The following is a 10,473-nucleotide window of genomic DNA, read 5'->3' as shown; positions in this document are numbered from 1 at the left end:
TTGATTGATTCCCTGCCCAAATGGCGCCGGCCTGTCAGCGGCTTCGCCAAAGCCACCCCGCGACCAGCGCCATCACGATCACCACGACTGCAGCCATCACCCAGCGATGCGTATTGAGCCACCACTGGATGCTGCTGCGCGCGGCACGGTCGGAAAACCTGCCGTGCGCGCCATGGTCCCCTTTGACGGGGTGGTACAGGTTGTCAGGCCGGTCACGCGGCAAGGGCTGATCGGTATGCTGCGAATCGAATCCGTGCCGCGCCAGGAAGCGGTCGAGCACACCAGGAATCAGCCGCGTACCGATGATGGCCTGCACCGCCGGCCAGCCCACCCATGACTCGCGGCGATGATGCAGCGCCGCCCATACAATGGCGTCGGCGGCGACCTCTGGCTGGAAGATCGGCGGCACGGGCTGCGGCTGCCGGTGCATGCACGTGCGGCCCCAGTCGAATTGGGGCGTATTGAACGCCGACAGGTGCACCATGGTCAGGTGGATGCGGCTGCCGTCGTGAATCAGCTCCGAACGCAGCGAATCGGTAAAGCCGCGCAACGCGCTTTTCGCGCCACAGTACGGCGCCTGCAGCGGAATCGAGCGATACGCGAGCGCCGAGCCAACCTGCACGATCACGCCCCGGTTGCGCGTCTTCATGCGGCCCAGCGCCGCCAGCGTGCCCCACACGGCGCCCAGGTAGGTGACGTGCGTCGCGCGGACGAAGTCCGCCGGTGCTATCTGGTCGGCGCGGCAGAAGATCGTCGCCATCGCGCAGTTGATCCATACGTCGATCGGCCCCAGTTCGGCCTCCACCCGCGCCGCGGCCCGTTCCACGGCGTCATGGTCCGCGACGTCCACGACGATCGGCAGGGCGACCCCACCGCTCCGCTCCACTTCCGATGCCGCTGCGCGCAGCCCGTCCTGACCGCGCGCCAGCAGACCCACGCGCCATGCCATGCGGCCGAACGCGCGCGCCGTGGCGCGCCCGATGCCGGCCGAGGCACCGGTGATGACCACGCAACGGGCGCTTTGAACGGGCTTAGCATCAGCCATGCTGCGTTTTCCAACGGACAACTTCGGTAACCCATGCAAGATGCATCCCAGTGTGATATGTCGCCCGGCATGCGTTGCGCTTCGCATTTCGCACATGGCCCCCAAGCCCCCGCCGCGCTAACCCGACATGCAATCCTTACCGGAACGCGCACTTTCTACGCTGTGCGCTGCGCTCACGATTGCGGCCGTTGCGTATCGCCGGGTGCGTACCGGCGCCCGTGGTCATCGGCATGCGTGATGCATGGCGGTGTCCAATAGGATGGAGACCGCCATGGCAATGACTGTTTCGGATTTTGTGCTCAAGCGCTTGCGGGAATGGGGCGTCCGGCGTGTATTTGGCTACCCGGGCGATGGCATCAACGGGCTGATGGGAGCGTTCGGTCGCGCCGACAACGACCCGGAGTTCATCCAGGCGCGCCATGAGGAACTGGCCGCCTTCATGGCGTGCGCGCATGCCAAGTTCACCGGCGAGGCCGGGGTATGCCTGGCCACGTCCGGCCCCGGCGCCATTCACCTGCTCAATGGCCTGTACGACGCAAAAATGGACCACCAGCCCGTGGTGGCCATCGTCGGCCAGCAAAAGCGCGCGGCGCTGGGCGGCGACTATCAGCAGGAGGTCGACCTGACCACGCTGATGAAGGACGTGGCGCGCGACTTCGTGGCGATGGCGATCGATCCCGCGCAGATGCGTCACCTGGTGGACCGCGCCATGCGCATCGCCATCGAACGGCGCACGGTCACGTGCATCATCATTCCGAACGACGTGCAGAACCTGCCTGCCGTACCCGTGCCGCCACGCGAGCACGGCACGGTGCATACCGGCATCGGCTACACCGCGCGCGCGCTGGTGCCGCCGGAGCCGGATCTTCGCCGCGCCGCCGACGTGCTCAATGCGGGCAGCAAGGTGGCGATGCTGGTGGGCGCCGGCGCCCTGCAAGCCACCGATGAAGTCATCGAGGTGGCGCGCCGGCTCGGCGCAGGGGTGGCCAAGGCGCTGCTGGGCAAGGCCGCCGTGCCGGACGACCTGCCCTTTGTCACCGGCAGCATCGGCCTGCTCGGCACCAAGCCAAGCTGGGAGCTGATGACGGGATGCGACACCTTGCTGATGGTGGGCTCGGCCTTCCCGTATTCCGAGTTCCTGCCCGAAGAAGGCAAGGCCCGCGGGGTGCAGATCGACATCGACGCACGCATGCTGAACCTGCGCTACCCGATGGAGATCTGCCTGGAGGGCGACAGCGCGGCCACCCTGCGTGCGCTGCTGCCGATGCTGGAGCAGAAGCCGCTCGCCTGGCAGCAGGAGATCGAACACAACGTCGCCGAGTGGTGGCAGGTGCTGGCCCAGCGCGCTGCCGCCAAGGCCAACCCGATCAATCCACAGCGCGTGTTCGTGGAACTGTCCGAACGGCTTCCCGACGGCTGCATCCTGACCTGCGACTCTGGCTCCGCCGCCAACTGGTATGCGCGCGACCTGAAGATACGTCGCGGCATGATGGCATCGCTGAGCGGCGGGCTCGCGACGATGGGGCCAGCCGTGCCGTATGCGATTGCGGCAAGGTACGCGCACCCCGATCGTCCCGTGATTGCGATGGTTGGCGATGGCGCCATGCAGATGAACGGCATCAACGCGCTGATCACGATCTCGCGCGACTGGAAGCGCTGGTCGGGCGGATCACTGACCATCATCGTGCTGAACAACGGCGACCTGAACCAGGTCACCTGGGAGCAGCGCGTCATGGAAGGCGACCCCAAGTTTGCCGTGTCGCAGGACCTGCCCGTGTTCGGGTATGCGGCGTTCGCGCAGTTGCTCGGCCTGCAGGGCGTGCGCGTCGACCGCCCCGAGGGGATTGGCCCGGCCCTGGACCAGGCACTGGCCGCCAGGATCCCCACCGTGCTCGAAATGGTCACGGACCCCGATGTTCCGCCGCTGCCGCCGCATATTTCGGCGAAGCAGGCACGCGACTACATCGCGGCCATGCTCCATGGCGATACCGATGCCGGTGGCACGCTGCGCGCGACGTTCCGGCAGGTCTGGGAATCGCTGACGGCTTCGTCGAAGCGGCATGCGGACAAGGATGCGACGCCGTGACACGCTCGCATGCCACGCCGATCCGGTCCATCGAAGCCAGGGCTTATCGGATTCCCTTGCCGGCTCCGGAATCCGACGGGACGCTGGAGTGGGACCATGTCACGCTGGTGGTGGTGCATGCCGCCGCCGGCGGCGTCACCGGGTGCGGGTATGGGTACTCCGACCAGGCCGTCATCCCGATCATTGCGCAACTGCTGGTGCCGCGTTTGCTCGGCACCGACGCCATGGCCACGAACGCCAGCTGGCGCGCCATGAAGGGCGCCGTGCGCAACCTCGGCGTATCGGGGCTGTGCGCCCAGGCGATTTCGGCCGTCGACATTGCACTGTGGGACCTGAAGGCGCGCCTGCTCGACGTGTCGCTCATGCAGTTGCTCGGCGCCGCGCGCACCTCGGTGCCCGGCTATGCCAGCGGCGGGTTCACCAGCCTGTCCCATGAAGCGCTGCACGACGCTGCGCGCGCCTGGCGCGACGCGGGGTTCTCGCGCGTGAAGATAAAGGTCGGGCGCCACCCCGACGACGACCCGGCCCGCGTCGCCACGGTGCGCGATGCCGTTGGCGCGGAGGTCGAAGTGTTTGTCGATGCGAATGGCGCGTACACGGTCGCGCAGGCGCTGCAGATGGCGCAGGCCTTCGCACCGTTCCGCATCACATGGTTCGAGGAGCCTGTTTCGTCGGACGACATTACGGGCCTGCGCGCGGTGCGCGAGCACACGCCACCGGGGCTCGCCGTCGCGGCGGGCGAGTATGGCTTTACGGGCGACGATTTCCGGCGACTGCTGGAGCCGCGTTGCGTGGATGTACTGCAGGCGGATGCAACACGCTGCGGCATCACCGGATGGCTGCGCGCCGTGAACCTCTGCGAAGCCTTCCATGTGCCGCTGTCCAGCCACTGTGCCCCTGCGCTGCATGCGAGCCTGTGCTGCGCGGCCTCTCCGGCCGTCCACGTCGAAGTGTTCGAGGATCATGCCCACATTGAAGCGCAGTACTTCGACGGTATACCCACGCTGCACGACGGCAACCTGTGCCCGCACGCGAACCAGCCCGGGCTCGGCCTGCGCTTCCGCGAAGGGGATGCACGATGTCACCTGGCCTGCTAGCCTCGGCCCACGGCGAAGGCTTCGCCGCGCTGGAGACGGCGCTCCGCGATACCGTCGATGCGGAAGTCCGCTTTGACGCGGGAAGCCGCGCGCTGTATGCGACGGATGCATCCAACTACCGCCAGGTACCGATCGGCGTGGTGATTGCGCGCAGCGTGCAGGCCGTCATCGATACCGTCGCGTTGTGCCGCCGGCACGGCGCACCGGTGCTGTCGCGCGGGGGCGGAACCAGCCTGTGCGGGCAGACCTGCAATGTCGCGGTCGTGCTCGATTTCTCGAAGTACCTCAACCGCATCCTGTCCATCGACCCGCAGGAGAAGACAGCCCGCGTGCAGCCCGGCGTGGTGCTCGACCGCCTGCGCGATGCGGCCGAAGCCCATCACCTGACGTTTGCACCGGACCCTGCCACGCATACGCACAACACGCTCGGCGGCATGATCGGCAACAACTCGTGCGGGCCGCATTCGGTGATGGGGGGCGAGACCATCCGCAATGTGATCGAGCTCGACATCCTCACGTACGACGGCACCCGGCTGACCGTCGGCGCCACCACGCCGCAGGCATGGGACGCGCTTGCCGCACGAAGCGACCGCGTCGGCGAGATCTACCGGCTGCTGCGCACGCTGCGCGATGAATACCAGGACGACATCCGCCAGCACATGCCGCGCATTCCGCGACGCGTTTCGGGCTACCCTTTGGAGGCACTGCTGCCGGAGTACAACGGCAATATCGCCCATTCGCTGGTGGGCACCGAGGGCACGTGCGTGATCGTGCTCGAAGCGAAGCTGCGCCTGGTCGATAGTCCGCGCGCACGGTCGTTGCTCGCACTTGGCTATCCGGATGTATTCCATGCCGCCGATCACGTGCTCGATGTCATGGCGTCCGGCCCGATCGCCGTGGAAGGCATGGACGACCGGCTGATTGCCGACATGACCGCACTGCACCTGCACCCCGAAGACGTAGCGCTGCTGCCACCGGGCAACGGATGGCTGCTCGCGGAATTCGGCGGCGACGACAAGGCGCAGGCAGACGACCGTGCACGCAAGCTGATGGACACGCTCAAGGCCGGCAGCGACGCGCCTTCGATGAAGCTCTTCGACGACCCCGCCGAGGAACAGCTGATCTGGCGCGTGCGCGAATCCGGCCTTGGCGCGACCGCGCATGTGCCCAACCAGAAGATCACGTGGGAAGGGTGGGAGGACTCCGCCGTCCCGCCCAGGCATCTGGCCGAATACCTGCGCCGGTTGCGCGAATTGTTTGATCGCTACGGCTACGCCTGCGCGCTGTACGGCCACTTCGGCCAGGGCTGTGTGCACACGCGCATCGATTTCGACCTGGAAACGGCGCAGGGCATCGAAATATGGCAGCGATTCCTGCAGGACGCCGCACATCTTGTCGTCAGCCTTGGCGGCTCCATCTCCGGCGAACATGGCGATGGCCAGTCCAAGGCGGACCTGCTGCCGATCATGTACCCGGAACGGCTGATGCGCGCGTTCGGCCGGTTCAAGCAGATATGGGATCCGCTCAACCGCATGAACCCAGGCAAGGTCGTCAACGCCTGGCATATCGACCAGAACCTGCGGATCGGCACGGATTACAACCCGCCCGAGCAGCCCATCTATTTTCACTACACCACGGACAGCGGCAGCTTTCCACGTGCGGTGCTGCGCTGCGTCGGCGTGGGCGAATGCCGCAAGAACAAGGGTGTGATGTGTCCGAGCTACATGGCAACGGGCGAGGAACGGCATTCGACACGCGGCCGCGCCCGCATGCTGTTCGAGATGCTCAAGGGCGAGGTGGTACAGGACGGCTGGCGTTCCGAGGCCGTGCATGAGGCGCTGGACCTGTGCCTGTCATGCAAGGGCTGCAGGGGCGAATGTCCCGTGAACGTGGACATGGCGATCTACCGTGCCGAGTTCATGGCCCACTACTACGAACGCCGCCACCGGCCACGCGAAGCGTTCGCCTTCGGGCTGGTCGACCAATGGGCGCGCCTGGGCATGCATGCGCCTGGCTTGTTCAACCTGCTCACGCACGCGCCGCTGCTGTCGCTGGCGGCCCACAAGCTGGCGAACGTCGCGAGCGGCCGCGAGATTCCACGTTTCGCGAAGCAATCGTTCCGGGACTGGTTTGCCACCCGGCCGCGCCAGGCTCCGCACGGGCGCCGGGTGATCCTGTGGCCGGACACATTCACCAATGCCTTCGAGCCCGACATCGCGCGCGACGCCGTATCGGTGCTCGAAGCCACCGGCCACGACGTGCACATTCCACCCCAGCCGCTATGCTGCGGCCGCCCACTCTACGAGTACGGCATGCTGGACCGGGCGCGCGCGTATCTGCGCGACGTGCTCGATACCCTGGCCGAGGATATCCGCCGCGGGACGCCGGTAGTCGTGCTGGAACCCGCCTGCCTGTCGGTCTTCCACGAGGAAATGCGCGAACTGCTGGGCGGCGACGAGCAGGCAATGCGCCTGCGCCAGCAATCCTTCCTGCTGCCCGATTTCCTGTGCCAGCGGGACGCGCTGCGCGGCATGCACACGTTGTCGGGGAACGCGCTCGTCCACGCGCATTGCCATCACCGGTCGATCTGGAAGACCGCGGGCGAGGAAGAAGCGCTGCGTGCGGTGGGCGTCGTGCCCACCGTGCTCGATTCCGGTTGCTGCGGCATGGCCGGATCGTTCGGCTTTCTGCCGGACAAGCAAACGGTGTCGAACGCGTGCGCGCAACGGACGTTGATCCCGAAGATCCTGGCGAAATCAGCCGGAACGATGGTCGTTGCCGACGGCTTCAGTTGCCGCCTGCAGATCCGGCACCACGCGGGCACCGTTCCGCTTCATATCGCGCAGATGCTGGCGCGCGCCGGAACCGCATCAACGGGGTGAGCCGCGCTAACGCCATGCCGGTTCGCTACGCTGCTCGAAATGGTCATAGGCCGTCAGCAAACCCTGCAGCACTTCGGCAGAGGTCTCAAACAATGCTTGCGCCTTCGGGTCGGTGACCTTGGTGACATCGTCGCGCAAGTGCTGCAACGTGTCGTTGAGCATGGCCTTGATCTTGAGGGTGTGGTGGCGTGGGTCTGTCTCGGGTAACGCGTTCAGTTCAGTCATCGCAATGCTCCCAAACCGGTGAAAGATTGAGGGAAGGTATGACTTCGTTCTATACCAAGCCTGCAAAGGTCGATGTCGGTCTGGCGCTGACAACATGGAACCGTCGCGGGTGATCAGATCGCCGTTTCACGCTCGGCATAACGCTCCGCCACGGCCGCCAGGCTTCCGCCGCTGCCGTCGAACGCGCGCACGATGAAATCCAGCAGCACCTTGACTTTCGCCGGAGCCGCGTACGGATCTTCACGCGCTCCACCCCAGCGTCGCCATCCAGTTCCAGGAAGTCGCGGATGTACTGGTCGACCCAGTCCAGCCTGGCCAGGTCCGAAGGGCTCGACGGCTCAGCCTTGTCGTACAAATAGGCAGGACTGCCGCATATCAGCCAATGCACCGAGGCCAGCTTTCTGGCGACGACGGACGGGGCCGGCGAATCGGTGATCTGGAGGCTGATGTCGACCTTCTTGCCAGGAAAATCCGGCACATGGTTCTTGAGGATCAGCTTCAGGTCCGGCATAAAGAAGGCGCCGATTGCCTGCCCGCCCGGGCGGCTTTTGCGTCATGCAACGGCCTCGCCCATCAGCCGTCCACGCATCATCCATAGGTTGCTCCTACGCCGACCTTTTCGAAGGCGACGACGCAACGGGAGAAAGGAATCTGTACTCTCAAACAACCATCGACTGCTGGGCGAAGATACCCGCCATCGCGCCCTGCGATGATGCCTGGGTGACCGAGGGCAAGAAGGGCGTGGCGAGGTCGCCAGCGGCGTAGATGCCGGGGATGCTGGTTTGGCGGCGCTCGTCGACTTTGAGGACGATGCCAGTGGGCGTATCGACCGTGGCGAGGCCCAGTGATTCATGCAGGCTTGCGGACGGCTTGTTGCGCGGATGGGCGAACAGGACGTCGACCGCGACATTGCGGCCGGTATCGAGATTGACGGTGGTGATATGGCCCGTGTGATGGGCGATCTCGACGATCCGGCCATCGACGACAGGCATGTTGCGGCGCGCCAGATCGGCCTGGATATCGGCCGCAATGTCATGACCATCGGCGAAGACAGTCAACTTGTCAGTCCAATCGCGGAACAGCCTGGCAGACTGGTGCGACTGTGGGCCGGACCAGAGAAGGCCCCAATGCTGGCCGGCGACTTCAAAGCCGTCGCAATAGGGGCAGGGCACGATGGACGTGCCCCAGCTTTCGGCAAAGCCCGGAACATCAGGCATCTGGTCGGCGACGCCATAGCTCAGGATGAGGCGGCGCGCCCTTAGGCTTTCCTGATCGTCAGTGACGACGCAGAAATCGTCGATGGCGCCAGACACGCTCTCGGCCCGAGCTATGACCAGCCTGATCGTTGGATAGCGCGCAAGCTGCTGCCGCGCCTCGACTAGGATGTCCAGCGGCGGCTTGTGATCGTGGCCGAGCAGGCCATGCGAGTGGCCGGCAAAGCGGTTGCGCGGTCGGCCGGTATCGAGCACGGTGACCTTGCGGCGCGCACGGCCGAGCTGCAGGGCGGCGGCGAGCCCGGCAAAGCTGCCGCCGATGATGATGACGTCATTCATGGTGATGGGCTCCGTGTTGTGGATAGAGGGGTGGCTGGGCCCGGTGCGCAATAACGTCCGGAGATAAGCGCTTGAGACGATCCGCGGCCAGAGGGCTTCGGCACTGGCGAGAAAGTTGCCCATGACTGTATTGACCGGCCGGACAATGCCGCATTCGTTATCGCCGGGCGGCCAGTGGAAAGCTGATTTGGACAACCGGTTAAAACATACCCTTGGCTTGCTCATTTACGATACTTAATGGTATCGTAGCGCAAGAATTTAAATACTGTCAAGTATCGGAATTGTCGTGACCGAAAACAGCCAGAGCCGGCGCGGCCGGCCCGCCAACGAGGCGCTTCGCCAAACGATAGTCGACACCGCCTGCGAACTCTTCGTGGAACTGGGTTTTCAAGCGACGACCATGGACAAGGTCGCCCAGCGGGCGAAGATATCCAAGCTAAGCATCTATCGGCACTTCGAGAACAAGGAGGCGCTGTTCAGCGCGGCCATGGTGGCCCGCTGCGAGCAGTTTGCACCGCAGGCCCTTTTCGAAGGCGTCGACGGCTCGGCCGAAGATCAGCTCATGGCGTTGGGGTCATCCCTGCTTCGCACGCTGTTGAGCCCGGACGTCCGTAGTGTCGAAGCCATGGTTTTGGCCGACAAGACGAATCAAAAGTCGTTAAGCAAGCTCCATTACGAAGCCGGGCCCGCCCATGTCATCGCCCAAATCGAGGCCGTGTTGCGTCAGTTGCACGCGAAAGCGATTCTGAACGTACCCGATGCTCTCCAGTCCGCCCGCTTGTTTGCCGCGCTTTTCAAAGGATCCGATCTCCTGCTTATCGCCCGCTTCGACGAGGCGAAAGCAAAGGATGACAACGAAATCGAATCCTATTGCCGGTCGGCCGTCACCATGTTCATCGCCGCGCACGGTGGCATCTAAAGATCCATCGCGGCCGATGAAGAACACGCAGCGGTTGCGTTCGGGCGCGAAGCTGTAGCCGATCAGCTGGCGGCGCGGTGAGGCCGGTCTGCGCCTAAACTGGAAAGTCCCCGGGCCGCCCGCCCATGAACCGGAGCGCTCCATGCCAGACGTCGCCGTTACCGCTGCCGACCATGCCATCGGCCCTGACACCGCCAGGGTCACCGTCGTCGAATATGGCGACTTCGAATGCGAATACTGCCGCATGGCCTACGGCGCCATGAAGATCCTGATGGAGCACTATGGCCCGCAGGTCCGCTTCGTCTATCGGCACTATCCGATGTCTCACTGGCATCCATCCGCCGAAGCCGCGGCCGAATGCGCGGAAGCGGCCGGCGCGCAGCAGAAGTTCTGGCAGATGTACCGCCTGCTGCACGAAAAGCCGAACGGCCTGAAATCGGAAGCGCTACGCCACTATGCCGGCATGCTCGGCATGGACCTGAACCGCTTCGACAGCGACATGGCGGCTCACTCGCACCTGCCGCATATCCGCGATGACATGCGCGGCGCCACGCAATGGCAGGTACGGGGCACGCCATCGTTCTTCGTCAATGGCGTGGTGCAGGACGTGACCTTCGGTATGGAACGGCTGCAGCGCGCCATTGATGTGGCGTTGGCGGGTTGAAC

The 10,473-nt window shown here is 65.1% G+C and carries 9 protein-coding genes; 5 read left to right on the top strand and 4 right to left on the bottom strand.

What is annotated here, in order from left to right; all coding sequences use genetic code 11:
* Positions 1-34: 34 nt before the first annotated feature.
* On the bottom strand, positions 35-1,045 hold the full coding sequence (locus K2O51_RS11600; protein WP_220630262.1) for an SDR family oxidoreductase: 1,011 nt from the start codon (positions 1,043-1,045) through the stop codon (positions 35-37).
* Positions 1,046-1,316: 271 nt separating this feature from the next.
* Here K2O51_RS11600 and K2O51_RS11595 point away from each other — a divergent pair, with 271 nt between their 5' ends.
* Genes K2O51_RS11595 through K2O51_RS11585 form a run of 3 tightly spaced genes read left to right on the top strand, consistent with a single transcriptional unit; the run spans position 1,317 to position 7,110 of the window.
* The gene (locus K2O51_RS11595) at positions 1,317-3,131 is read left to right on the top strand and encodes a thiamine pyrophosphate-requiring protein (protein ID WP_041680220.1); all 1,815 of its coding nucleotides are present in this window, start codon (positions 1,317-1,319) and stop codon (positions 3,129-3,131) included.
* Positions 3,128-4,228 (top strand): enolase C-terminal domain-like protein, encoded by a 1,101-nt coding sequence (locus tag K2O51_RS11590; protein ID WP_011300558.1) that lies wholly within the window; start codon positions 3,128-3,130, stop codon positions 4,226-4,228. The genes K2O51_RS11595 and K2O51_RS11590 overlap by 4 nt, the downstream gene beginning before the upstream one ends.
* Positions 4,210-7,110 (top strand): FAD-binding and (Fe-S)-binding domain-containing protein, encoded by a 2,901-nt coding sequence (locus K2O51_RS11585; RefSeq protein WP_220630261.1) that lies wholly within the window; start codon positions 4,210-4,212, stop codon positions 7,108-7,110. The genes K2O51_RS11590 and K2O51_RS11585 overlap by 19 nt, the downstream gene beginning before the upstream one ends.
* Positions 7,111-7,116: 6 nt before the next feature.
* Here K2O51_RS11585 and K2O51_RS11580 read toward each other — a convergent pair whose 3' ends face one another.
* From K2O51_RS11580 to K2O51_RS11570, 3 genes are all read right to left on the bottom strand, one after another.
* Entirely contained in the window at positions 7,117-7,335 is a 219-nt protein-coding gene (locus tag K2O51_RS11580; RefSeq protein ID WP_140950245.1) for a hypothetical protein, read from the bottom strand.
* A gap of 49 nt (positions 7,336-7,384) precedes the next feature.
* On the bottom strand, positions 7,385-7,846 hold the full coding sequence (locus K2O51_RS11575; protein WP_041680221.1) for a type 2 periplasmic-binding domain-containing protein: 462 nt from the start codon (positions 7,844-7,846) through the stop codon (positions 7,385-7,387).
* 148 nt (positions 7,847-7,994) lie between these two features.
* Positions 7,995-8,888, bottom strand: a complete 894-nt coding sequence (locus K2O51_RS11570) for an NAD(P)/FAD-dependent oxidoreductase (RefSeq protein WP_041680222.1) — start codon at positions 8,886-8,888, stop codon at positions 7,995-7,997.
* Between the two features lie 286 nt (positions 8,889-9,174).
* Here K2O51_RS11570 and K2O51_RS11565 point away from each other — a divergent pair, with 286 nt between their 5' ends.
* Together K2O51_RS11565 and K2O51_RS11560 are read left to right on the top strand one after the other, a co-directional pair.
* The gene (locus K2O51_RS11565) at positions 9,175-9,807 is read left to right on the top strand and encodes a TetR/AcrR family transcriptional regulator (RefSeq protein WP_011300562.1); all 633 of its coding nucleotides are present in this window, start codon (positions 9,175-9,177) and stop codon (positions 9,805-9,807) included.
* A gap of 142 nt (positions 9,808-9,949) precedes the next feature.
* Complete coding sequence (locus K2O51_RS11560; RefSeq protein WP_011300563.1) at positions 9,950-10,471, top strand: DsbA family protein; 522 nt, start codon at positions 9,950-9,952, stop codon at positions 10,469-10,471.
* The last annotated feature ends 2 nt before the right edge of the window (positions 10,472-10,473 follow it).

This window comes from Cupriavidus pinatubonensis (assembly GCF_019602855.1).
In the GTDB taxonomy this organism is placed as follows: domain Bacteria; phylum Pseudomonadota; class Gammaproteobacteria; order Burkholderiales; family Burkholderiaceae; genus Cupriavidus; species Cupriavidus pinatubonensis.
The sequence above is the reverse complement of the archived record's forward strand: the minus strand, read 5'-3'. Positions and strand labels throughout refer to the sequence as shown.

What these genes read in the sequence shown, in the direction of transcription:
- K2O51_RS11600 (WP_220630262.1), bottom strand. Translation starts at nt 1,045, where the DNA reads ATGGCTGATGCTAAGCCCGTTCAAAGCGCCCGTTGCGTGGTCATCACC.
- K2O51_RS11595 (WP_041680220.1), top strand. Translation starts at nt 1,317, where the DNA reads ATGGCAATGACTGTTTCGGATTTTGTGCTCAAGCGCTTGCGGGAATGG.
- K2O51_RS11585 (WP_220630261.1), top strand. Translation starts at nt 4,210, where the DNA reads ATGTCACCTGGCCTGCTAGCCTCGGCCCACGGCGAAGGCTTCGCCGCG.
- K2O51_RS11580 (WP_140950245.1), bottom strand. Translation starts at nt 7,335, where the DNA reads ATGACTGAACTGAACGCGTTACCCGAGACAGACCCACGCCACCACACC.
- K2O51_RS11575 (WP_041680221.1), bottom strand. Translation starts at nt 7,846, where the DNA reads ATGCCGGACCTGAAGCTGATCCTCAAGAACCATGTGCCGGATTTTCCT.
- K2O51_RS11570 (WP_041680222.1), bottom strand. Translation starts at nt 8,888, where the DNA reads ATGAATGACGTCATCATCATCGGCGGCAGCTTTGCCGGGCTCGCCGCC.
- K2O51_RS11560 (WP_011300563.1), top strand. Translation starts at nt 9,950, where the DNA reads ATGCCAGACGTCGCCGTTACCGCTGCCGACCATGCCATCGGCCCTGAC.